This window comes from Paenibacillus sp. W4I10, from assembly GCF_030816325.1.
Lineage (GTDB): Bacteria > Bacillota > Bacilli > Paenibacillales > Paenibacillaceae > Paenibacillus > Paenibacillus amylolyticus_B.
In genome coordinates, this window is sequence record NZ_JAUSXX010000001.1 from 5,087,834 (window position 1) to 5,111,888 (window position 24,055).

Consider the following 24,055-nt stretch of genomic DNA (forward strand, 5'->3'; position numbering starts at 1 on the left):
AAGGAAGTGTGCTGTAATGGCACTAACACTCTATGATACAGCCAATGGCATAAGCCTTCGGTTGCTCACACCCCAAGATACACAGTCATATCTTGACCTGATTCAGATCACACGCGTCCCATACCAGTCTGTAGAACCCGTGCGAGACGATGAATTCTATACACTGGGTGCTCAGACTCGGCGGATTGAGGATCGGGTCAAGGCAGCAGAAGAAGGTACAGGATATCAATTTGGAATCTATACCATTAAAGACAGCCTGTTGATTGGACAAGTAAGTATCAATAATGTCGTATTGGGCGTTGCCAATTATGCTGATATGGGTTACTTTATCCATCCAGATTATCAGGGCGGCGGACGAATGACAGCAGCGGTTAAACTGGCCGTAGCTTATGGCTTCCGTGCACTGAAGTTAAATCGGGTTCAGGCTGCGGTATTACCCACCAACAAAGGTTCGCAACGCGTATTAGAGAAGAATGGATTCCAGTTTGAAGGTACTGCTCGCAAATATCTCAAGATCAACGGCAAATATCAGGATCATCAGATCTATGCTGTACTTGCTGAAGACCTGGGCGAACTTGCGAATTAATTAATTTAGAAGTTCCCACACAAAGCTGTCTGTATTTCTAATTCAACAATATACAAATTTAATATTCAAGACCGCACTACCCTAGTTATGTAGGAAAGTGCGGTTTTATTTGTAAAGATCACCAGCCACGATTCAAAATCAAAGATCAATTATTTTGCGGATACCGCCTCATACGCTGTGTAACAAAAAAACCGCCTGTATCCAAGCGGAAGGAGATTACCCTTCACTTGAATCACAGACGGTTTGAACTCAGCGAGATTAGTATCCGTATGAAGCGTTCATCAATTCTTCGAACTCTTGCATAGTAATTACGTCATCGCCAGTAGGGATGTTGATTTTGAATGCTGCTTTTTCATTAATCTTGGTGTACGTATTGGAACCGGTAAATGCCAATTTCACTTCGTCTTTTGTATCTTCTGGCTTGATCAGCACATCAGCGACCATCTTTTGATATACAGGGAAGTCGTTTTTGTCCAATGCGAAATCGATGTTGAATTGGTTAATTGTCAGAACATCTTTCAATTTATCCAAGTCTTTAGCCATTTCAGCCTGATCTGCTTCAGTGATCTTCAGATCTTCCTTAGCTTTGTCGATATCAGCCTGATCCATTTGCAGCATTTCACGATATTCCTCTTTGGACAGAATATCCAATACTTTAGGCATAGCTTTTGTTACCAGTACAGTAACTGCTTCTTTTACATTGTCATTATTCACCGAGAATTGTACAACCTGCTTCGCATCTACACCTTCAGGAAGTTGTGCATCTTTGGTGTCTAGGTTTTTGAAGAATTTAGCTTGATCGTACTCGCTCAGCACTGCGTCCATGACTTCGTTGCTCAGCTTTTGCGTTTTGGCTGCATCCATAGCATCCGGGTTCCATTCTGTACCCTCTTGCTCAGCCAGTTCTTTCAGGTCAAGTTCCAGGAATTTGCCTACAACATTCTCCGGAATTGGGAAGAATGGAATGTTCGGCACTTTCACATACAGTTTCTCTGCCGTCATCACCATTGGAATGTTAAAGGTCATACCCATATCGCCTTTAAGCTCGATGCCAAGAGTCATCTCTGTCTGCATTGGCTCACTTTGGTATACACCTGTTACATTCAACTGAGCATCCTTCAGCATGCTCATAAACTGAGTCATAGTAGGATCAGTTTGTGAAGCATCCCCAGGTTTATAGCTCAATTCATTAATTGTAAAGTTGGAACTCATCTCATACGAAGTTAATTTGGAAGCATTGGCCGCAGCCGTCTTCAATGCCTCTTTTGGTTCCTGCTTGCTGCTACATGCTGTCAATGCCATAGATACGGTCAACAGCAACGTAAGAAGAAGCGCCCCCATACGTTTAGTCATTTGTTTCTCTCCTCTCGTGATAACCCCAAAAAAAGTAATTCAATATCAATGATATACCATATCGCCAGATACCGAAACCTAATTTGGGAAAAATGTGATCTTTCCTCTTTAAAATGGCTACAAAGACCTATGTCAGCTTTGGGAATAACCATGCGCCTGTCTTTATATATGTATGAATACGCAAAAGCCCCCTGTTAGGTAACAAGGGACTTTTGCGTGAATCTGTTTCTTCAATTAACCTTGGGGATTCAAATGATCCACATGATTTTGATTTTTTACTTTTTTGGAACCGGATAATGGTTCCTGCATGGAAGAGCGTTTGGATGAATGACGATGCTGTTCGGATGCTTGCGCTTCCGGTACGGGAATTGTTTTTGGTTTGCTCATATTATTGCCCCCTCATCATTGTTAGGAATGGGATGGGTCCCTGTCTTCCGTTTTGTCATGATTCAGTGCATCCTGATGACGGCGATCATTAATATCTTGCTGAATTTGCTGGGCATGATGACTGTTTACGGCAGGTTGCTCCAGATCATCGACTACATTTTGCAGGTTTTTGTCTACTCCCGCTTTGGCTTTAGTCAATTGAGTTCACTCCTTCAGAATCAGGCTATTGTCTCGTTTGGGATTGTAACGACTGGGCGCATTCATGAATGTGCCGTGTATAATCGTGAGCCAGTTCCTGAATCGGTTCTGTACGCTCATCCGTCGTTCTTCCATCCCGTTCCACATCAATCAGCTGTACGCTGACTTCACGGGAATCGACATATGCACATTTGAAATCAAAAGAGTACATCTCGTGCCCTGCTGTAGCAATGTGTATCCGAATCGCCTGCTGATCGGCTTCATCGGCCATTACCTGAGCCTGGTCTCCAACATTCAGGACTTGAGGCAAACGTTCTTGCCAAGCCCCTACAAGCTCTGTCTGATCGATGTTTAACTCGCGGTTCATCTTACCACCTCCACTCCTATAAAGTGCGGCGATGAAGATGTTTTTATACATATTAACCTTATTCAAAATATAACGTTGTACTGTGCAACGTATACATCGGTCACCAACCTGTATGCTCACTACGTTTAACAAACTCGCAACGCAAAAAAGGACCCGAGCGAGATCGCTCGAGTCCTTGTTATAAGTGTAGTATGGCGGAGAGGGTGGGATTCGAACCCACGTGGAGTTGCCCCCTAACGGTTTTCAAGACCGCCCCGTTATGACCGCTTCGGTACCTCTCCAGGGAATTAACTTTTATAAACTTGCCACGAAAAGTATCATACCACATCTCGACATTATAATGCAACCTTTTTATATTAAAAATGATGATCCCGTATCAGACAACTGCTTTCAGTTATACAAAACACTCCAATCCGCCATTCCAAAATGACGGATTAAGTGTGTACTCCTCTTGATGAGGATGGTTAAATAACTCTTAAGAGCGACGTGCAATCACACTGGTGCCGCCCATATAAGGACGCAATGCTTCAGGAATAACAACCGTACCATCTTCCTGTTGATAGTTCTCCAGGATTGCGGCTACCGTCCGTCCAACGGCCAATCCTGACCCATTCAATGTATGAACAAATTCAGGTTTCGCTTTTGGCTCTCTGCGGAAACGGATATTGGCACGACGTGCTTGGAAGTCCTCACAGTTGGAGCACGAAGAAATCTCACGATAGGTATTGCTCTCAGGCAACCATACTTCAATATCATACGTTTTAGCTGAAGTGAAGCCCATATCTGCGGTACACAATGTCAGAACGCGATACGGCAAGCCCAACAATTGAAGCACACGCTCCGCATTTTGAGTCATTTGCTCCAGCTCTTCATACGAAGTCTCTGGAGTAGAGAGCTTGAGCAGCTCTACTTTGTTGAATTGATGCTGACGAATCAAGCCGCGTGTATCCCGTCCAGCCGAACCGGCTTCAGAACGGAAACAAGAGCTGTAGGCCACAAAGTGCTTAGGCAATTGATCTACATTCAGAATCTCTTCGCGATGATAGTTCGTTACCGGAACTTCAGCAGTAGGAATCAGATAATATTCGGTATCTTTCAACTTGAACAGGTCTTCTTCGAACTTAGGCAGTTGACCCGTTCCAAATAAGCTGTCCCGATTAACGATGTATGGAGGCAGAATCTCTTCATATCCATGTTGATCGCTGTGCAGATCCATCATGAAGTTGATCAATGCACGTTCCAGACGCGCACCCAGACCTTTATAAAAGGTAAAACGGGAACCTGTTACTTTGGCAGCCGCTTCAAAATCAAGAATATCGAGATCCTGCGCAATTTCCCAGTGTGCTTTTGGTGCAAAAGTAAATGACTTCGGCTCTTCCCAACGACGAATCTCAACATTGTCGTCTTCAGAAGCTCCAATAGGTACACTTTCGTTAGGAATGTTCGGAATCGCCATTGTTAGATCATTGATCTTCACTTCCAGTTCCCGAACTTCTTCGTCCATTGCTTTGATTCGATCAGACACTTCGCGCATCTCCACAATCAGATCATCAGCATTCTCACGATTCTTCTTCAGTCTAGCAACTTCCGCGGAGACCGTATTCCGACGACTCTTCAGCGTTTCACTCTCTTGAAGCAATTCCCGACGCTTGGCATCCATTTCGGTAAATCCAGCGATAAGATCCAGCGATTTGCCACGTTTAGTCAATGCTTCTTCTACACGCGCATACTCATTCCGCAATATTTTCACATCAAGCACGATATACCCCTCCTAAATAACCTCACAACGTGAAGCCTTATGTTAAATCCATTCTCAAAACTCTACTGTATATACCTTACTATATACTTATCGGAACCTGTAACCCAAAAAACAACCTATATCCCCGGTGTCACCCTCCGCTGCGATTCCCGCTTTGAAGCAGATACAGGCAACATCAGGCATCCGTTCAGATGCAACTGCCATCCAGCGGCCTTACAAGGCTTCTGGGGAAGTGATCCGATGACCGGGAGATCATAGGTTGTACATCATGCATTATTTAGAGTCTACCGTGTGTTTGTAGGATCTCACCATGTCTACAAAATAAGTATGCAGACGATAGTCATCCGTCAACTCCGGATGGTAGGAGCAAGCCAGCAAATGCCCCTGACGAGCGGTAACAATCTCATCCTTGTATATGGAGAGAACTTCGACCTGGTCTCCGACACTCTCGATCAAGGGCGCCCGTATAAAACACAGCCCTTACCGTTTCCTCAATGCCTTTGACTGGCAAATCCGTCTCAAAACTTTCTCTCTGCCGTCCAAATGCATTTCGGGATACAGTCATATCCATGAGCTCCAAATGAGCTTCTTCCTGTCCTGCAATGTGTTTAGCCATAACGATCAAGCCAGCACAGGTACCAAATACCGGTTTGCCCTCAGCAGCAAACGCGCGAATGGCATCCATAAACCCATACTTGCGCATCAGTTTACCGATCGTCGTGCTTTCCCCGCCAGGGAGGATAAGACCATCCAAGTCCTCCAATTGCTGAACCTGTTTGATAGCTATACCTTCTGCTCCAGCACGTTCAATACTTCGAATATGCTCTGTGACAGCTCCTTGAAGTGCTAAAACGCCGATCTTCATACGCTCATTCCCCTTCTCTTACCAGCCACGATCTTGCATATGGTAAACGAACATTGTACTTTTTTACTTCATCATACGTGAATTCTAACTTGATATTTTACCGGAAAAATTGTAAATATACAATCCACCGGGTCGGAATAACTTGTATTTTGTCAATGATATGACCATGTAAACATTAAAATCAAGATCATACTCTTTCCATGAAGCTTGCTAAGGGTTAGAACAGGTTTTTGATCCCGTCAAAGAGATCCACGAAGAAATCCTTCACGGCACGGAAGAACAAACGGAACCATCCGCCTTTTTCCGCCTCTTCCGCAGTGATCAAGTTCACTGTTTTTTCCTGTGGCTCAATTCCATCTGCTTTATACGTGTACGTTACTGTACCAACCTTTGTACCTGCCTTAATTGGTGCTACCAACTTGTCAGCCTCAGTTACGTTGGCTTTGAACGTCACATCCAAGTTCTGAGTACCTTTGGGAACAACGAAACTTACCGCATTATCTGTTACAACAGGAACGGTTGTTTCTTTCCCTTTTTTCAAAGGTACTGCTTCCCAGCCCGTCACTTTGGTCTTGCCTGCGACAGCCTGTTTCACTTCAAAGTTGTTAAATCCATAGTCCAATACCTTTTTAGTTTCTCTGAAACGTGCGGATTCCGAATCTGTGCCCATAACAACACTAATTAGACGCATACCGTTACGTTCTGCTGTACCTGTAAAGTTATTACCTGCGTTCGTGGTATGGCCTGTTTTCATTCCATCCAGACCTTCATAGGCATAGCTTTTGAAATTGGTTATATTTTTATTCGCTTCCAGCATCCAGTTGTAGTTGATAATTGGAGCTTTATCATTTGGACGGAACTTATAGGATTGAATAGTTGTAAAATCTTTGTAGTCCGGGTGATCCATGATGATATATCTGCACAGAATCGCTGCATCCAGTGCGGACATTACTGTTTCTTTATCTTCCGCTGGACGGAAGTCGGCAGGCATATCTGCTCGATCAAGACCGGAAGAGTTAATGAAGAACGTATCCTTCATCCCCATACGCTTCGCTTCATCATTCATCATTTTCACGAAAGCTTCTTCCGAACCTGCAACATACTCAGCCAAAGCAACCGTAGCATCATTGGCAGAGCCAACAGCCATTGCAATATAGAGATCCTTGACTGTGTGCTGGTCCCCTTCCGCCAGGAAGATACGTGATCCGACACTTTGTGCAGCATTCTTTTTAACAGTTACAATATCGTCCCAGCCGAATTTACCTTGTTTGACCTGTTCTGCGACAATGTACTCTGTCATCATCTTGGTCATACTTGCAGGTGGCATCGCTTTATCCGCATCGACATTTAGTAGAATCTGTCCCGTTGAGGCTTCCATAAGCACCGCTGATCTAACTTCAAGCCCAAGTGAGTCTACCCCAGGCACCTGTACGGCTTTCTCCGTCTTCGTTGTTGTTGCCGCAGCAGTCAGAAGCTGACCGGAGTTATCCGCAGCAGCCATGACCGGCATTACTGCAGACATGCAAAGCATGTTAATTAGCATTACCGAGGCTACGCTCTTTTTGAGCATTTGGCGTTTCTTTTTATTCATGTGTTTGGCTTTCAATTGATGAATACTCCCTTCGATCCAAAGCATTATTAATTGCTTCAGTGCAGCTTATGCTGCGATTTTCTTGTTCCCTAACCTGTGTGTTTGATGTATGAGATGTGTGTTTATATGCGCTGTATCGAACGAGCAATATTATTGCTCCTAAAGTTCGTTATCGATTGTCACTTAGTCCGCATTATCCAAATGCTTATGTAAAAGGACGTCCGCGCTTCTGTTTAACTGGCAGCCTTTTCTGGCACTGCACTTGCTTTTCAAAACCATATTCATAGATTCACGTCAAATAGCCACCGCAACGCCTTAATCCACCCATGGATCGTCACCGCTTGTTCTATTCTATCACAGGGGTATCTGCAAAAAAAGACAGACCCGGTGAAAATCACCGAGCCTGTCCTGGAAATGATTAACTCTCTTCAGATTACAACGAGTAGTTAGGTGCTTCTTTGGTAATCTGTACATCATGGGGATGACTTTCGCGCAGTCCCGCACCTGTAATTCGGATAAAGCCTGTATCGTTACGAAGTTGCTCCAAGTTACTTGTACCACAGTATCCCATACCCGAACGCAGACCACCAATCAGTTGGTGGATCGTATCAGACAATGGTCCTTTGTAAGCGACACGACCTTCGATTCCTTCCGGAACCAGTTTCTTGTCATCATCTTGGAAGTAACGATCTTTACTACCTTGTTTCATTGCAGCCATTGAACCCATACCGCGGTATACTTTGTAGCTACGTCCTTGGAAGATTTCTGTTTCTCCCGGGCTTTCCGCTGTGCCTGCAAACAAACTTCCCAGCATCACCGCGTGTGCACCTGCAGCCAATGCCTTCGTAATTTCACCAGAATATTTAATTCCGCCATCCGCGATAATCGGAACTCCATATTCGCGTGCCACTGTTGCACAATCGTACACTGCAGTTACTTGAGGTACACCAATACCAGCGATAACACGTGTTGTACAAATCGAACCTGGACCAATACCCACTTTGACTACCGAAGCTCCTGCTTCAATCAGGTCACGAGTGGCTGCGCCAGTAGCGACGTTACCTGCAACGATGGTCAGGCTAGGGAAACGTTCACGAAGCTGACGTACAGCTTCAATGATATTGATATGGTGTCCGTGAGCTGAGTCTACCGTAATCAGGTCGACACCAGCTTGTACCAAAGCATCTGCACGTTCAAATGTATCTTTGGAAATACCAATCGCTGCACCAACCAACAAACGGCCTTGAGCGTCTTTGGCTGCATGAGGGAATTGAATGGCTTTCTCAATATCTTTAATCGTGATAAGACCTTTCAATGTGTTCGTCTCATCAACTAATGGAAGTTTCTCAATCTTGTGCTTCTGAAGGATACCTTCAGCTTCTTGCAGTGTAGTGCCTACAGGAGCGGTAACCAGATTCTCACGAGTCATGACTTCGCTAATTTTGATTCCGTAATCATGGATAAAACGCAAATCGCGGTTGGTCAAAATACCAACCAGCTTCTGATCTCCTTCAATAATAGGTACACCGGAGATCCGGTATTTCGCCATTACTGCTTCCGCATCAGATACCAGATGATCTGCCGTCAGTGAGAATGGATTCGTAATAACACCACTCTCCGAGCGTTTAACACGATCTACTTCTTCTGCCTGTTGTTCAACCGACATATTTTTATGGATAATACCGATACCGCCTTCACGTGCAATGGCAATAGCCAATGTCGCTTCAGTTACCGTATCCATACCCGCACTGATCAAAGGAATATTTAGTTTTACACTATCGCTCAAACGAATAGATACATCTACTTCTTTAGGCAGTGTCTCGGATTTCCGTGGCACTAGCAATACATCATCAAAGGTGAGGCCTTCCTTACCAAATTTATCTTCCCACACGCAAGTGTTCCTCCTTATGTTTGCTCAGCTTTACGGTCCAAAACCCGAAGATTCCAGGCTGTATTTTACGCCGAAAATACGTTTTCTGAAAAATTTATTATTGCCATCTTAGCAAAGCGATATTTAGACTGTCAAGGAAAAGTACTTGGTTATATCAGGTGTATTGCCTGATGAACACAACTGTTTTTCCAGAGCGGACAAGTCTAGTTATTACACAAAAAAACGTCAATTCGTATCGAATCACGTTACATGTATACATCCTATTGTGTTGATAAATCACCAAATTCAATCTGTATTTTAATCCCATATTGCATAATATATCTATATAATAAAAACCACCACCGAATAACATCGGCAGTGGTTCTTTGCTTGGCGGCGTCCTACTCTCCCAGGACCCTGCGGTCCAAGTACCATCGGCGCTAGAGGGCTTAACGGTCGTGTTCGGGATGGGTACGTGTGGAACCCCTCCGCCATCGCCACCAAACGCATAGCTTAGCTTTCATTTCAGAGTTGTTGTTCTCTGAAAACTAGATTCGAAACGAAACATGCGAATTATCACTTGCTATTGGATAAGCCCTCGACCGATTAGTACTGGTCAGCTCCATGCATTGCTGCACTTCCACCCCCAGCCTATCTACCTCGTCGTCTTCAAGGGGTCTTACATACTGGGAAATCTCATCTTGAGGGGGGCTTCACGCTTAGATGCTTTCAGCGTTTATCCCGTCCGTACATAGCTACCCAGCGGTGCTCCTGGCGGAACAACTGGTACACCAGCGGTACGTCCATCCCGGTCCTCTCGTACTAAGGACAGCTCCTCTCAAATTTCCTACGCCCACGACAGATAGGGACCGAACTGTCTCACGACGTTCTGAACCCAGCTCGCGTACCGCTTTAATGGGCGAACAGCCCAACCCTTGGGACCTACTTCAGCCCCAGGATGCGATGAGCCGACATCGAGGTGCCAAACCTCCCCGTCGATGTGGACTCTTGGGGGAGATAAGCCTGTTATCCCCAGGGTAGCTTTTATCCGTTGAGCGATGGCCCTTCCATGCGGTACCACCGGATCACTAAGCCCGACTTTCGTCCCTGCTCGACTTGTAGGTCTCGCAGTCAAGCTCCCTTATGCCTTTGCACTCTTCGAATGATTTCCAACCATTCTGAGGGAACCTTTGGGCGCCTCCGTTACTCTTTAGGAGGCGACCGCCCCAGTCAAACTGCCCACCTGACACTGTCCCCGCACCGGATTACGGTACCAGGTTAGAACCTAGATACGATCAGGGTGGTATCCCAACGTTGCCTCCACAGAAGCTGGCGCTCCTGCTTCAAAGGCTCCCACCTATCCTGTACAGATCGTACCCAAATTCAATATCAAGCTGCAGTAAAGCTCCATGGGGTCTTTCCGTCTTGTCGCGGGTAACCTGCATCTTCACAGGTATTAAAATTTCACCGGATCTCTCGTTGAGACAGCGCCCAAGTCGTTACGCCATTCGTGCGGGTCAGAATTTACCTGACAAGGAATTTCGCTACCTTAGGACCGTTATAGTTACGGCCGCCGTTTACTGGGGCTTCGGTTCACAGCTTCGGGATTGCTCCCTAACCACTCCCCTTAACCTTCCAGCACCGGGCAGGCGTCAGCCCGTATACTTCGCCTTACGGCTTCGCACAGACCTGTGTTTTTGCTAAACAGTCGCTTGGGCCTTTTCACTGCGGCCCCCTCGTGCTATTCACACTACCGGGGCACCCCTTCTCCCGAAGTTACGGGGTCATTTTGCCGAGTTCCTTAACGAGAGTTCTTCCGCGCGCCTTAGAATACTCTTCTCGCCTACCTGTGTCGGTTTGCGGTACGGGCACCATCACCTGGCTAGAGGCTTTTCTTGGCAGTGTGAGATCATGACCTTCGCTACTATAATTTTCGCTCCCCATCACAGCTCAGCCTTACAATGTGCGGATTTGCCTACACATCAGCCTCACTGCTTAGACGGACATCCATCAGTCCGCGTCACTACCCTACTGCGTCCCCCCATTGCTCATAACGGCTTACGGTGGTACAGGAATTTCGACCTGTTGTCCTTCGACTACGCCTTTCGGCCTCGCCTTAGGTCCCGACTTACCCTGAGCGGACGAGCCTTCCTCAGGAACCCTTAGGCTTTCGGCGGATCAGATTCTCACTGATCTTTTCGTTACTCATACCGGCATTCTCACTTGTATAATGTCCAGCGCTCCTTACGGTACACCTTCAACCCTTATACAACGCTCCCCTACCCCTGATGCAAAGCATCAAGCCATAGCTTCGGTGGTGTGTTTAGCCCCGTTACATTTTCGGCGCAGAGTCACTCGACCAGTGAGCTATTACGCACTCTTTCAATGGTGGCTGCTTCTAAGCCAACATCCTGGTTGTCTGTGCAACTCCACATCCTTTCCCACTTAACACACACTTGGGGACCTTAGCTGATGGTCTGGGCTGTTTCCCTTTTGACAATGGATCTTAGCACTCACTGTCTGACTCCCGGAAGTAAGTCTATGGCATTCGGAGTTTGACTGAGCTTGGTAACCCTTGCGGGCCCCGCACCCAATCAGTGCTCTACCTCCACGACTCTAGTTTCCGAGGCTAGCCCTAAAGCTATTTCGGGGAGAACCAGCTATCTCCGAGTTCGATTGGAATTTCTCCGCTACCCCCACCTCATCCCCGCATTTTTCAACATGCGTGGGTTCGGGCCTCCAGTGCGTGTTACCGCACCTTCACCCTGGACAGGGGTAGATCACCCGGTTTCGGGTCTACGTCCACGTACTAAGTCGCCCTATTCAGACTCGCTTTCGCTGCGGCTCCGGCTCTTCACCTTAACCTTGCACGGGAACGTAACTCGCCGGTTCATTCTACAAAAGGCACGCCATCACCCCTAAAACGGGCTCTGACTTTTTGTAAGCACACGGTTTCAGGTTCTATTTCACTCCCCTTCCGGGGTGCTTTTCACCTTTCCCTCACGGTACTGCTTCACTATCGGTCGCTAGGAAGTATTTAGCCTTGGCAGATGGTCCTGCCGGATTCATACGGGGTTTCACGTGCCCCGCACTACTCGGGATCCGTCTCGGAGGGAACAGACTTTCAATTACAGGGCTTTTACCTTCTTTGGCGGGCCTTTCCAGACCTCTTCGCTTAACCGGTTCCTTTGTAACTCCATGTGAGACGTCCCACAACCCCAAAGAGCAAGCTCTCTGGTTTGGGCTTCTCCGCGTTCGCTCGCCGCTACTGACGGAATCACTATTGTTTTCTCTTCCTCAGGGTACTTAGATGTTTCAGTTCCCCTGGTATGCCTCTACACAACCTATGTATTCAGTTGTGAGTAACTGGAAATTACCCCAGCTGGGTTTCCCCATTCGGACACCCCCGGATCAAAGCTTGCTTACAGCTCCCCGAGGCAGTTTCGTTGTTCGCCACGTCCTTCATCGGCTCCTAGCGCCTAGGCATCCTCCGTGTGCTCTTAGTAGCTTAACCATATTGCTCCGATTTTGACTGCTCACTTCCCTTGTTTTGCTTGCGCAAAGCCAAAAGTCACTCCCATCCAATACCATCGCAAAAGCAATTTAACTACCGTTTTTATTGAAACTTGTTTACACAAGTTCAGCTAAAAAGGAATGTTCTAATTCGCGTTTGTTTCGTTTCGATATCTAGTTTTCAAAGAACAAGCTCCATGCAAAAGCAAGCTGTTTGAGAGTTTGAGCTCTCAAAACTGAGCAACGAGTGAGTGTTTTGCAGCTGAGCTGCTTATTTGAATGTTTCCGTTGCAGGAAACGATTCTCCATAGAAAGGAGGTGATCCAGCCGCACCTTCCGATACGGCTACCTTGTTACGACTTCACCCCAATCATCTATCCCACCTTCGGCGGCTGGCTCCTTGCGGTTACCCCACCGACTTCGGGTGTTATAAACTCTCGTGGTGTGACGGGCGGTGTGTACAAGACCCGGGAACGTATTCACCGCGGCATGCTGATCCGCGATTACTAGCAATTCCGACTTCATGCAGGCGAGTTGCAGCCTGCAATCCGAACTGAGACCGGCTTTGTTGGGATTGGCTCCATCTCGCGATTTCGCAGCCCGTTGTACCGGCCATTGTAGTACGTGTGTAGCCCAGGTCATAAGGGGCATGATGATTTGACGTCATCCCCACCTTCCTCCGGTTTGTCACCGGCAGTCTATCTAGAGTGCCCATCCGAAATGCTGGCAACTAAATATAAGGGTTGCGCTCGTTGCGGGACTTAACCCAACATCTCACGACACGAGCTGACGACAACCATGCACCACCTGTCTCCTCTGTCCCGAAGGAAAGGTACATCTCTGTACCGGTCAGAGGGATGTCAAGACCTGGTAAGGTTCTTCGCGTTGCTTCGAATTAAACCACATACTCCACTGCTTGTGCGGGTCCCCGTCAATTCCTTTGAGTTTCAGTCTTGCGACCGTACTCCCCAGGCGGAGTGCTTAATGTGTTAACTTCGGCACCAAGGGTATCGAAACCCCTAACACCTAGCACTCATCGTTTACGGCGTGGACTACCAGGGTATCTAATCCTGTTTGCTCCCCACGCTTTCGCGCCTCAGCGTCAGTTACAGCCCAGAGAGTCGCCTTCGCCACTGGTGTTCCTCCACATATCTACGCATTTCACCGCTACACGTGGAATTCCACTCTCCTCTTCTGCACTCAAGTCACCCAGTTTCCAGTGCGATCCGGGGTTGAGCCCCGGGATTAAACACCAGACTTAAATGACCGCCTGCGCGCGCTTTACGCCCAATAATTCCGGACAACGCTTGCCCCCTACGTATTACCGCGGCTGCTGGCACGTAGTTAGCCGGGGCTTTCTTCTCAGGTACCGTCACCTTGAGAGCAGTTACTCTCCCAAGCGTTCTTCCCTGGCAACAGAGCTTTACGATCCGAAAACCTTCATCACTCACGCGGCATTGCTCCGTCAGGCTTTCGCCCATTGCGGAAGATTCCCTACTGCTGCCTCCCGTAGGAGTCTGGGCCGTGTCTCAGTCCCAGTGTGGCCGATCACCCTCTCAGGTCGGCTACGCATCGTCGCCTTGGTGAGCCGTTACCCCACCAACTAGCTAATGCGCCGCAGGCCCATCCCCAAGTGACAGATTGCTCCGTCTTTCCAGTTTCCTTCAGGCGAAGAAAACAACTATTCGGTATTAGCTACCGTTTCCGGTAGTTGTCCCAAACTTGAGGGCAGGTTGCCTACGTGTTACTCACCCGTCCGCCGCTAACCATCAGAGAAGCAAGCTTCTCATCAAGTCCGCTCGACTTGCATGTATTAGGCATGCCGCCAGCGTTCGTCCTGAGCCAGGATCAAACTCTCCAATAAAGTATTGAAAAGAGCGATAAGCTCATTTTGAATCTGACGAGATTGAAAATCTCATTTGTGCTCCAGTTGATCCAAGCCAAGGCTCGTTTCAAACTTTCGCGTTCATTCTGCAAGCAGAATGTTTACTCACTCGTTGTTCAGTTTTCAAAGATCAAACTTATTTCGTTACCGAATGTTGTTCTCTTCAGCAACTTTTATATCTTATCACATCCGCACCAACTTTGCAAGCTCTTTTTTCAAGTTTCTTTCGAAGCTTATTTCGTTTGCTTGCCGCACCGTGTAAACCGTGTTTTCTTGGCCGGACTTAGAATATACCATGTACAGATTTTGAATGCAAGTCTTTTTTTGAAACTACATTAACAATCGGTTTGAACTAATACAGACGTACATATGGTACTCTCCCAACTTAGCAAGTTCATACGCACGTCCATTTTCACTTTAATGTTTAACATTCCTAGCAGGAACCTTTCTTGGCCATAAACTGTAACTAAAACTTATCAGAAAATCGATTCCGAGTATCATTCCCCACACTGTGATCAGATTATTGAAGGCAGCTGTACGTTCAGCATCTCCAATCCACCATATCATGGCGAATAAAAAAGCACTTCCTATAGCCCAAGCCAATAGATGTCTAAACCATCCACTACGTTCACGACTCGCATGTTCTCTGCCATATAACTTGTTGCTGCGAGGATTCTCTCCACCCTTGAACCAATATAGGAAATATCGACCCGCCCAAGCGATCATCTGGTGACCATATGCAATGCTTGCTCCTATATACACCGCAGCTATACCATGAATCATACTTGCTGTAGCTCCTCGCTGTAGATCCATGACTGTAGCTACCAGCAATAACAGATCGATAACCGGTGTTGCCATTAACAAACCGATGCCTAACCGCTTCATGCCAAGGAGATACCTGACACTCAGACCCGTGAACACAAATACCCAAAAGGCAATCTCACAACCTATAATGAAATAACCAATCATTTCAGCCCCTCCTTTTTTGATACATATGTATTAAATATAATTTAGCACGTATGTACTATAATAATCAACAGTGATATAATATGCCTATGCCTAAAATTGTTGATCATGATAAACAGCGCGTGCTCGTGGCCGAGGCAGCTTGGCGTATTATACGAAGAGATGGCATGGAACAAGCCTCTGTTCGGAATATCGCTGAAGAAGCTGGAGTTTCGGTTGGCTCAATGCGCCACTACTTTTCTACTCAATCGGAACTACTACTATATGCCATGAATCTGGTATCTGAACGGGTGTCTCATCGAGTCCAAAAAATGTCCTTTAACGGTTCTCCCATGGACAATATGAAATGCCTATTGCTCGAATTCTTACCAAACACGGAAGAAAAACTGGCCGAAATGGAGGTGTGGTACGCTTTTACAGCCAGATCGAAAACCGATCCTACACTCAAAGAACTTGCTAATACCGTATATGATGAACTCAGACAAGCTGTAGGCTCTGTTATCACCTACCTGATAAAGCTCGACCTCTCCAGAACCGATCTGGACAAAGAACTGGAGATTGAAAGATTGTATGCACTCGTGGATGGCTTAGGCATACATACCGTGCTTAGACCGGATCAGATGAATGCCAAGCTCATGGACGATGTTCTCACTTTGCATCTTGCTTCCTTGTGCCGTTAAACCAAAAAAACCGCAGCACATTCGTGTGACTAAGGCCCGTTACGATAACAGGAGTTAGTTCTGAACGTCTGACGGTTTTTCTTTTTATCCGATAATGATCCGGCCTTCCGGATGACGATACAGTTTCTTCTCTTTGCGCGGACGAAGGGCATACGCGATGGTTAATGGCCCAATCCGACCTACAAACATGGTAAAGGTAATAATGATTTTTCCCCAATTGGTCAACTCATCAGTCACTCCCACGGAAAGACCCACGGTACCGATTGCGGATGCAGCTTCAAACATCAGTGAAAGGAATGGCGCATCCTCTGTCGTAAGCAGAAGCATCACCACGATCATGAATATGATCAGAGAAACCATAATAATGGTCAACGCCCTCATCAGTAATTCTTTCGGAACACGCTGACGGAAAAACACAATATCCTTATTTCCCCGAATCATGGCATACACTGCACCAATCATGATCAGGAATGTAGTTGTCTTGATCCCGCCACCGGTCGATCCCGGGGATGCCCCGATAAACATCAGCAGGATAAAGAAAAACTGGGTAGCCTGCCTCATCTCCGTGATATCGATTGTACTTGTTCCCGACGAACGTGTAGAGACAGACTGGAAGAAGGACGCATAGATCTTCTCGCTCCAGGTGAGCGAAGCCAGTGTATGTCCATTGGTGAATTCGAAAACAAACAACACAATCGCTCCTATACCGATCAACGCTCCGGATACAGACAGCACCAGTTTGGACTGAAGAGATAGACGGCGGCGTTTGCGATACTCAAACAGGTCATTTAATACAACAAAACCCAGTCCACCAGAGACAACGAGCACAGAAGCGGTCACATTGAATATCCAATCTCCAGTGTAGTATTGAAAGCTGTTACCAAACAGATCAAATCCGCCGTTATTAAACAATGAAACGGAATGAAATATTCCATAGTATACAGCCTGACCCAATGGCATCTCCGTTGCCCAGCGCAGCGCCAGTATGACAGCAGCCACCCCTTCAATGGTAAAGGAGAAAATCAACACCTTGCGGATAATGCGTACTATCCCTTCCATACTATCTGCATTAATGGCTTCTTTGAGTAATAGCCTGTCCTTGAGGGAGATTCGCTTGCCCAATACAAGCGCAAAGAGGGTAGCCATGGTCATGAAGCCGAGTCCACCAAGCTGCATTAATATCATAATGACGATCTGACCAAACAAATTAAACGTTGTCCCTACATCCACAACAACCAATCCAGTCACACATGCGGCAGAGGTTGATGTAAAGAGCGCGTCAATAAACGCCAAATGTTTACCGCTTTGGTTGGAGATGGGCAACATGAGAAGCACGGTTCCAATCGCAATGATAAGCAGAAAACCACCGACCAGAATTAACGGAGGAGATAAGAATTTGGCAAAGTGAAGCCTGAACTTCATGAAGGGCACCTCTTTTAACAAAAATACGAACAGGTTAATCTAACAAATTCAAGACGCGGTGCTACCCTAATGGTGTGCTGCGAGCAAGGGCCTTCTGACAAACTTTATTTTTAGCGTCTATGTAAACCTAAAGAGGAACTTGCCCCAGCATGATACTGAACGGCAGGTTCCTCTTCTATTATGAACGTATCATACGTTCCTTATTTAATCTTGCGTACGAGGACGCATGTGCGGGAAGAGCAGTACGTCACGAATCGACGGGGAGTTGGTAAGCAGCATGATCAGACGATCAACCCCGATTCCCAATCCGCCTGTTGGTGGCATACCATATTCGAGCGCACGGATGAAGTCGTCATCCATCTCATGAGCTTCGTCGTTCCCATGTTCTTTCTCCAGCATCTGTGCTTCAAAGCGCTGACGTTGATCGATTGGATCATTCAGCTCTGTGAAGGCATTGGCATGCTCGCGTCCAACGATGAACAATTCGAAACGATCCGTGAAGCGCGGATCTACATCATTTTTCTTCGCCAGCGGTGAGATTTCAAGAGGATGTCCCATGATGAATGTCGGTTGAATCAACGTCTCTTCCACAAATTCTTCAAAGAACGCGTTGAGAATATGACCAAATGTCATATGTTTTTCAACCGGAACCTTATGTTCCTTCGCCAAGTTATGTGCTTCCTCATCCGTCATATGTACGGAGAAGTCCACGCCCACAACTTCCTTAACTGCATCCACCATCGTAACACGGCGCCACTGCGGCGTAAGATCTACTTCATAATCTCCATACTGGATCACTTGCGTACCCAGTACTTCCTGTGCAATATGAGCAACCAGGTTCTCCGTCAAATGCATGATATCTTTGTAGTCGGCATATGCCTCATACAATTCAATCATTGTGAACTCCGGATTGTGACGTGTGGACATACCTTCATTCCGATACACACGGCCGATCTCATATACCTTCTCCAGTCCGCCAACAATCAGACGTTTCAGGTGAAGTTCAATCGCAATCCGCATGTACAGTTCCATATCCAGCGCATTGTGATGCGTAATAAACGGACGTGCTGCAGCTCCTCCTGCGATCGTATGCAACGTAGGTGTTTCCACTTCCAGATATCCAAGGGAATCCAGGTAACGGCGCATCGATTGAATGATTTTGGAACGTGCGATAAAGGTCTGTTGTACGTCCGGGCTCATAATCAGGTCAACATAACGCTGGCGGTAACGCAACTCTACGTCGGTGAGACCATGGAATTTATCCGGAAGCGGATAGAGCGATTTGGACAGCACTTCAAGATCTTTCACTTTGACAGAAGTTTCACCTGTTTTGGTCTTAAAGATCACACCCGTTACCCCAACGATATCGCCAAGGTCCAGCAGGCTAAATGCCGCATACTTGTCTTCAGGCACGCTATCCTGACGAACATAGATCTGGATTCTGCCGCTCAGGTCCTGAATATGTGCGAAGCTTGCTTTACCCATTCCCCGCTTCGCCATAATCCGTCCGGCAATACTGACTTCGATGTGCTTCTCTTCCAGCTCTTCCTTGGTCAGTTCTTCATACTTCTTCAGAATGGAGCCGGCTTCTTCGGTACGTACGTATTTTTGGCCAAAAGGGTCGATTCCCAATTTGCGGAGCTCGTCCAATTTGTCACGGCGAATTTGTAAAAGCTCGCTAAGTTCGGTTTCCTGATTCAAGACTTCATCCGTCATGATCTGTATTCATCTCCTTATTTACATTGCAGGCATCGCGTGAAGGACACTCTTCCTCAAATGTTGAAAAAGCTTCCCTAAGGAAGCTTTTGTTTACCGTGCCCAACTGCTTCGTTACTATAGCTTTTTAATATCTACAATTTTATATTGAATTACGCCAGCAGGCACACTTACATCAACAACTGTACCATTTTTCTTGCCCAAGATCGCTTTACCGACAGGACTTTCGTTAGAAATCTTGTTCTGAAGCGGGTTTGATTCAGCAGAACCTACAATTGTATATTCTGTGATGTCGCCGAATTCCAAATCTTCCACAGTGACTGTTGCACCTACACTCACAACATCGGTGTCAATCTCATCACTGTTAATAATGCGTGCGTTCCGAAGCATTTTCTCCAAAGTAATAATACGACCTTCAATGAAAGCCTGTTCGTTCTTGGCATCTTCGTATTCAGAGTTCTCACTGATATCTCCATACCCGATGGCTACCTTAATCCGTTCAGCCACTTCGCGGCGCTTCACTGATTTCAATGTTTCCAGTTCTTCTTCCAGCTTCTTAAGTCCCTCTGGTGTAAGGATAACTTCCTTGTCGCTCATCTCAACCGATTCTCCTGTCATGGGAATAATTTGGATTGTACGGCAACGGAATCAGTGCTAATTACATAGCTCCGCCCGCATACATCTTCAAAACTATATGAAGTTCTCCAGAGAAATAGAATATTCCTCCTGATGACTAGCCTTTAATTAACGCACATGGCGAATTTATACTGTGAAAGTATAGGGGAACGATCTCGAAAAGTCAATGTTACGTCCTCTATAGCTGTAAACGTTTTACAGTCTTAATTACGATGCACTTCCGGCGATTACCGGTTCTGACTCCAAATTGCCTTCGCTTTTCAGCTGACTCACAAAGTTCTCCAGAATCTGTACCATCTCATCACGCTTGGTACCTTCCATAATAATGTCCTTGATGCGAGCAGATCCTTTTAAGCCTTTCAAATACCAAGCCAGATGTTTACGCATCTCGCGTACAGCAACCGTCTCATTCTTCAATGCGATCAGGCGATCCATATGCAGGATGGCAACACGGATCTTCTCTTCGCCATTCGGGTCAGGAAGCAATTCCCCCGTGCTTAAGTATTGAATGGTACGATACAGCATCCATGGGTTACCCAGGGCAGCACGACCGATCATAACTCCGTCACAACCCGTTTCATCCAGCATACGGCGAGCATCCTCTGGTGTATGGACATCACCATTGCCGATCACTGGAATAGAGACAGCCTCTTTTACATCTTTGATGTGTGACCAGTCAGCTGTGCCTGTGTAGAGTTGCTCACGCGTACGGCCGTGCACACTTACCGCCTGTCCACCCGCACGTTCAACCGCGAGCGCATTCTCCACCGCGAAGATATGCTCGTTATCCCAGCCAATACGCATCTTGACCGTTACCGGCTTCTCAACCGCATCTACTACAGCGGATACCATCTCATAGATCTTGTTCGGATCTAGCAACCAACGTGCACCTGCATCACATTTCGTTACCTTAGGCACAGGGCATCCCATGTTAATGTCGATAATGTCTGCATTGGTTTCTTGATCCACGATTTTGGCTGCTTCTACAAGGGAATCACGATCTCCTCCAAAAATTTGAAGGCTCAGCGGTTTCTCACGCTCATCTACAAATAACATCTCACGTGTACGCTGGTTGCCATGGACAATGGCTTTGCCACTCACCATCTCCGCGCATACGAGGCCTGTTCCGAATTCTTTTGCGATCAAACGAAAAGCCGGATTACATACGCCAGCCATCGGCGCAAGTACGACCTGGTTTTTCATTTCAATGCCACCAATGTTAAGCACGGTAGTCGTTCCACTCCTTTTTTAATTCTGTATATATCACGATATTAAGTTCGATCGATATCTTGGTTGTTGTAACATGACGAAACCGAAACAGTCCTAGTTGCCCCGCAACTCCTCGATACTGATTGCCAGCACACCAGCAATTCGATCGAGCTCTTGCTGTGATACCTTACGGTTTCCCCGTTCAATGGTTCCCAGAATGGCCAGCGAGATGCCGGTCTCGGCCGCAAGTTCATGTTGTGTTAAACCTTTCAGCTTCCGGAATGCCCGGATTCGATTGGCCAATTGCATGTTTTCCAAAGCTGTATTCCATCCTTTCCATCCAGTACAGACAACGATGAGTGTACAAAGGTATACAAACCTGAAATCTCGCCCTCCGGTACGATATCCGACAATGGTACCAGTACAAAAGCCCGTTCTCCCATACGGGGATGAGGCAATTGAAGCAATTCGGTATCTCGCGTCTCACCTTGCATCCAGAGCAGATCCAGATCAACGGTGCGCGGTCCCCAGCGAATATCACGAACACGTCCAAGCCGGTTCTCGATATCCAGTAATTCCGTGAGCAACTGTTCCGGTGTCAGCATCACCTGTACGGCGACTGCCATATTCAGAAATGCAGGCTGATCTACATATCCTACAGGCTCCGTCTCATATAGTGCAGAACAACGCAGAACGGATATATGAGGGTGTTCATCCAGCAAAGACAATGCTTCAAGCAGCGTCTGTTCCCGGTCACCCAAATTGGCCCCTAAAGCAATATAAGCCTCTGAAGATTCAGAGGTCGAATGTGCAATCATGATCGGTTCTCACTTTCTTGTGCGGCGAAGCTCTACCGTTACGCCCTCAAAATGAATATCGAATGGCGGATGTGGCTTCGTCACCTTGACTGTCAATGCATTGATAATAGTATAAGTGTCTAGTAAAGAAGATGCAATATGTTCGCCCAAAGCTTCAATTAACTGGAACGATTTATTCTCAACAATCTGTTTTACCAGCTCATGGATCTCCGCATAATTGATCGTTTTGGTCAGATCATCGTTACGCCCAGCCTCACCCAGGTCCATGTCAATCTCCAGATCAATATAATAACGTGCCCCTAGCTTCCGCTCCTCGGCAAATACACCGTGATATCCGTAATACTCCATTCGATGCATAACCATTCTATCCATACGATCCGCCTGCCCTCTATATATATTGAAATTTTAATCTATTTGAAGATATCCCTTTGCTTTGCCTTTGAAAAACGCTACGCTTCCACTAGACGGGTCACTCGGGACCCGCCAGCATTATTTCCTCCGTAGACCCGGAGAAGCATATAACATGGCATCACACATGTCTGCCGTCCGCCGAATCGGCTTCACATCATGAACCCGAACTATCTGGCAGCCTTGGGCAATGCCAAATGCAACGGTCGTAGCCGTTCCTTCCAGCGCATCATCCGCACCAACATCCAGGGTGTTCTGGATGAATCTTTTACGTGAGGTGGCTAGCAGAACGGGATATCCCATTTCATTAAGCAAACCGAGCGATGACATGAGCTTCAGATTTTCTCCGAGATCCTTCACAAAACCAATACCCGGGTCCAGGATAATTTGATCTGCTTTCACGCCGGCTGTTAACGCAATCTGTATACTCTCCTGCAAATCGCTCACGACATCACTCAGATAATCAGTATAGTTTCGCTCCTGCCGATTATGCATCAGAATGATGGGACACCCCAGTTCTGCTGCCGTACGAGCCATATCAGAGTCTGCCTTTGCTCCCCACACATCATTAATGATATGGGCACCAGCCAGAATGGCCTGACGCGCAACATCGGCCTTATACGTGTCTACCGATATCGGAATGTGTGGGGCTTGCTGATGCAATGCTTCAATAACCGGAATAATCCTGCTGAGCTCTTCATCGGCGCCCACGACCGCTGAACCAGGTCGGGTAGACTCTCCGCCGATATCAATCAGGTCCGCTCCATCCTCCATCATCTGCTTGGCATGCGCAACCGCCCACTCTACGTTGGTATAACGTCCACCATCCGAGAACGAGTCGGGCGTGACGTTAAGAATGCCCATAATCTGTGTTCTTGCACCCAGCTTCAACTCAGCTGGCCCCCATGCATAGTTCCGTTCATAGATGACAGGTGTAAGTGTCATGAAGTATACCCCGCTTTCTGCCGGTACATACCCAGAAGGACTGCTGTAACCGGGCCTATATGTCCGTTGCTGATTATTGTTTCGGCTCCGTCCTGATCCCGCAGAGTCGTAACCGGAACCAGTTCGGCAACCGAGCCTGTTAGAAATATTTCATCTGCTTGCAGGAGCTCCCCCCAAGCAGCTAACGTTTCTATGCAAGGAATTCCTTGCTGCGTGGCGATCTCAAGTACCACAGCTCTCGTGATGCCCGGCAGAATGCCTGTTGAGAGTGCTGGCGTGTAGAGAACATTTTCCCGTACCCAAAACACATTACTGACGATCCCTTCCGCTATATGACCATCCCGGGTTAATTGTAACCCTTCCGCACCCTGCACATGCTGCCCGTATCCATTAAGCTCCCGTTTCGCCAGAATGCTGTTCATATAATGCAGCGACTTGAACCGAACTTCTCCTTCGGGCGTGTTGCGAGGTGTAGATAACCGTTGAAGCATTTTGCCGCTCTCATATAAGGAGGGCGAAGGTTCAGGTAATGCTTTTGCCAGTACAATATGATTTGGCTTCGAATAATCAACAGAAGGTAGGCCTAGGGGCGCTTCACCAGCTGATACCGTATAACGTACATACGCATCCCGAAGTCCGTTCGCATCCATCAGACGTTCAATCCAATCTGTCACCTCTGCTGCGGTCGTTGTAAAAGGAATGCCCAGTTCCTTACACCCCGAGGCCATGCGCTCCAGATGCCGTTCCAAAAGATATGGGACACCTTGATACGTCCGGAACGTCTCAAACAATCCAAGTCCGTACAAAAAGCCGTGATCCGTTACAGGAACCACGGCCGCCGCCATATTGACCAACTCTCCGTTTATCGCGGCATATTGCAT

At 47.0% G+C, this 24,055-nt stretch carries 19 protein-coding genes, 1 tRNA gene, 3 rRNA genes and 1 pseudogene; 2 read left to right on the plus strand and 22 right to left on the minus strand.

All coding sequences use genetic code 11. The features are described from left to right. Positions 1–16: 16 nt before the first annotated feature. Entirely contained in the window at positions 17–586 is a 570-nt protein-coding gene (locus QF049_RS22945; RefSeq protein ID WP_307540830.1) for a GNAT family N-acetyltransferase, read from the plus strand. Positions 587–844: 258 nt separating this feature from the next. Here QF049_RS22945 and QF049_RS22950 read toward each other — a convergent pair whose 3' ends face one another. From QF049_RS22950 to QF049_RS23010, 13 genes and pseudogenes are all read right to left on the minus strand, one after another. Beyond that, positions 845–1,939 carry a hypothetical protein gene (locus QF049_RS22950; protein WP_076216993.1) on the minus strand — a complete coding sequence of 365 codons (1,095 nt, stop codon included), beginning with the start codon at positions 1,937–1,939 and terminating at the stop codon, positions 845–847. A 234-nt stretch (positions 1,940–2,173) separates the two neighbouring features. Beyond that, positions 2,174–2,326, minus strand: a complete 153-nt coding sequence (locus QF049_RS22955) for a small acid-soluble spore protein P (protein ID WP_036607296.1) — start codon at positions 2,324–2,326, stop codon at positions 2,174–2,176. Between the two features lie 21 nt (positions 2,327–2,347). After that, positions 2,348–2,524: a hypothetical protein gene (locus tag QF049_RS22960; protein WP_017691325.1), complete on the minus strand. Its 177-nt coding sequence runs from the start codon at positions 2,522–2,524 to the stop codon at positions 2,348–2,350. Positions 2,525–2,549: 25 nt separating this feature from the next. Continuing rightward, positions 2,550–2,891, minus strand: coding sequence for a hypothetical protein (locus tag QF049_RS22965; RefSeq protein ID WP_124118848.1), 342 nt, complete (start codon positions 2,889–2,891; stop codon positions 2,550–2,552). A gap of 192 nt (positions 2,892–3,083) precedes the next feature. Next, positions 3,084–3,172, minus strand: a tRNA-Ser gene (locus tag QF049_RS22970). Between the two features lie 194 nt (positions 3,173–3,366). Then, positions 3,367–4,650 (minus strand): serine--tRNA ligase, encoded by a 1,284-nt coding sequence (serS, locus tag QF049_RS22975; RefSeq protein ID WP_076216992.1) that lies wholly within the window; start codon positions 4,648–4,650, stop codon positions 3,367–3,369. 273 nt (positions 4,651–4,923) lie between these two features. Continuing rightward, positions 4,924–5,515: pseudogene (gene pdxT / locus QF049_RS22980) on the minus strand (pyridoxal 5'-phosphate synthase glutaminase subunit PdxT). Between the two features lie 217 nt (positions 5,516–5,732). Then, positions 5,733–7,121 (minus strand): D-alanyl-D-alanine carboxypeptidase family protein, encoded by a 1,389-nt coding sequence (locus QF049_RS22985; protein ID WP_307540835.1) that lies wholly within the window; start codon positions 7,119–7,121, stop codon positions 5,733–5,735. Positions 7,122–7,539: 418 nt separating this feature from the next. Then, on the minus strand, positions 7,540–8,997 hold the full coding sequence (gene guaB, locus QF049_RS22990; RefSeq protein WP_062838151.1) for an IMP dehydrogenase: 1,458 nt from the start codon (positions 8,995–8,997) through the stop codon (positions 7,540–7,542). Positions 8,998–9,364: 367 nt separating this feature from the next. After that, positions 9,365–9,481, minus strand: a 5S ribosomal RNA gene (rrf, locus tag QF049_RS22995). A gap of 81 nt (positions 9,482–9,562) precedes the next feature. Then, positions 9,563–12,490: ribosomal RNA gene (locus QF049_RS23000) — 23S ribosomal RNA — on the minus strand. A 310-nt stretch (positions 12,491–12,800) separates the two neighbouring features. Next, positions 12,801–14,353: ribosomal RNA gene (locus QF049_RS23005) — 16S ribosomal RNA — on the minus strand. Together the 16S, 23S and 5S rRNA genes form the textbook arrangement of a ribosomal RNA operon. Before the next feature lie 438 nt (positions 14,354–14,791). Then, entirely contained in the window at positions 14,792–15,343 is a 552-nt protein-coding gene (locus QF049_RS23010; protein ID WP_307540838.1) for a hypothetical protein, read from the minus strand. An 86-nt stretch (positions 15,344–15,429) separates the two neighbouring features. Here QF049_RS23010 and QF049_RS23015 point away from each other — a divergent pair, with 86 nt between their 5' ends. Continuing rightward, entirely contained in the window at positions 15,430–16,020 is a 591-nt protein-coding gene (locus QF049_RS23015) for a TetR/AcrR family transcriptional regulator (RefSeq protein ID WP_150364148.1), read from the plus strand. A gap of 84 nt (positions 16,021–16,104) precedes the next feature. Here QF049_RS23015 and QF049_RS23020 read toward each other — a convergent pair whose 3' ends face one another. From QF049_RS23020 to QF049_RS23060, 9 genes are all read right to left on the minus strand, one after another. After that, positions 16,105–17,442: a TrkH family potassium uptake protein gene (locus QF049_RS23020; RefSeq protein WP_307540840.1), complete on the minus strand. Its 1,338-nt coding sequence runs from the start codon at positions 17,440–17,442 to the stop codon at positions 16,105–16,107. Between the two features lie 204 nt (positions 17,443–17,646). Further along, on the minus strand, positions 17,647–19,158 hold the full coding sequence (gene lysS, locus QF049_RS23025; protein WP_307540842.1) for a lysine--tRNA ligase: 1,512 nt from the start codon (positions 19,156–19,158) through the stop codon (positions 17,647–17,649). Positions 19,159–19,275: 117 nt separating this feature from the next. Beyond that, positions 19,276–19,755 carry a transcription elongation factor GreA gene (greA, locus tag QF049_RS23030; protein ID WP_076216743.1) on the minus strand — a complete coding sequence of 160 codons (480 nt, stop codon included), beginning with the start codon at positions 19,753–19,755 and terminating at the stop codon, positions 19,276–19,278. Positions 19,756–20,001: 246 nt separating this feature from the next. Next, complete coding sequence (gene dusB / locus QF049_RS23035; RefSeq protein WP_307540846.1) at positions 20,002–21,021, minus strand: tRNA dihydrouridine synthase DusB; 1,020 nt, start codon at positions 21,019–21,021, stop codon at positions 20,002–20,004. Between the two features lie 96 nt (positions 21,022–21,117). Continuing rightward, positions 21,118–21,312 (minus strand): helix-turn-helix domain-containing protein, encoded by a 195-nt coding sequence (locus QF049_RS23040; RefSeq protein ID WP_036668438.1) that lies wholly within the window; start codon positions 21,310–21,312, stop codon positions 21,118–21,120. Further along, positions 21,273–21,821: a 2-amino-4-hydroxy-6-hydroxymethyldihydropteridine diphosphokinase gene (gene folK, locus QF049_RS23045; RefSeq protein ID WP_307540848.1), complete on the minus strand. Its 549-nt coding sequence runs from the start codon at positions 21,819–21,821 to the stop codon at positions 21,273–21,275. The genes QF049_RS23040 and folK overlap by 40 nt, the downstream gene beginning before the upstream one ends. Positions 21,822–21,830: 9 nt before the next feature. Further along, positions 21,831–22,193, minus strand: a complete 363-nt coding sequence (folB, locus tag QF049_RS23050; protein ID WP_150364151.1) for a dihydroneopterin aldolase — start codon at positions 22,191–22,193, stop codon at positions 21,831–21,833. 117 nt (positions 22,194–22,310) lie between these two features. Continuing rightward, a complete protein-coding gene (gene folP / locus QF049_RS23055; RefSeq protein WP_307540851.1) occupies positions 22,311–23,174 on the minus strand; it encodes a dihydropteroate synthase in 864 nt (287 codons plus the stop codon). After that, a complete protein-coding gene (locus tag QF049_RS23060) occupies positions 23,171–24,055 on the minus strand; it encodes an aminotransferase class IV (RefSeq protein ID WP_307540853.1) in 885 nt (294 codons plus the stop codon). The genes folP and QF049_RS23060 overlap by 4 nt, the downstream gene beginning before the upstream one ends.

Coding starts and splice junctions, on each gene's coding strand:
- QF049_RS23060 (WP_307540853.1), bottom strand. CDS start 24,055: ATGCAATATGCCGCGATAAACGGAGAGTTGGTCAATATGGCGGCGGCC.
- QF049_RS22945 (WP_307540830.1), top strand. CDS start 17: ATGGCACTAACACTCTATGATACAGCCAATGGCATAAGCCTTCGGTTG.
- QF049_RS22955 (WP_036607296.1), bottom strand. CDS start 2,326: ATGAGCAAACCAAAAACAATTCCCGTACCGGAAGCGCAAGCATCCGAA.
- greA (WP_076216743.1), bottom strand. CDS start 19,755: ATGAGCGACAAGGAAGTTATCCTTACACCAGAGGGACTTAAGAAGCTG.
- folP (WP_307540851.1), bottom strand. CDS start 23,174: ATGACACTTACACCTGTCATCTATGAACGGAACTATGCATGGGGGCCA.
- QF049_RS23040 (WP_036668438.1), bottom strand. CDS start 21,312: ATGCAATTGGCCAATCGAATCCGGGCATTCCGGAAGCTGAAAGGTTTA.
- QF049_RS22965 (WP_124118848.1), bottom strand. CDS start 2,891: ATGAACCGCGAGTTAAACATCGATCAGACAGAGCTTGTAGGGGCTTGG.
- QF049_RS22950 (WP_076216993.1), bottom strand. CDS start 1,939: ATGACTAAACGTATGGGGGCGCTTCTTCTTACGTTGCTGTTGACCGTA.
- QF049_RS23020 (WP_307540840.1), bottom strand. CDS start 17,442: ATGAAGTTCAGGCTTCACTTTGCCAAATTCTTATCTCCTCCGTTAATT.
- folK (WP_307540848.1), bottom strand. CDS start 21,821: ATGATTGCACATTCGACCTCTGAATCTTCAGAGGCTTATATTGCTTTA.
- lysS (WP_307540842.1), bottom strand. CDS start 19,158: ATGACGGATGAAGTCTTGAATCAGGAAACCGAACTTAGCGAGCTTTTA.
- folB (WP_150364151.1), bottom strand. CDS start 22,193: ATGGATAGAATGGTTATGCATCGAATGGAGTATTACGGATATCACGGT.
- QF049_RS23010 (WP_307540838.1), bottom strand. CDS start 15,343: ATGATTGGTTATTTCATTATAGGTTGTGAGATTGCCTTTTGGGTATTT.
- QF049_RS23015 (WP_150364148.1), top strand. CDS start 15,430: ATGCCTAAAATTGTTGATCATGATAAACAGCGCGTGCTCGTGGCCGAG.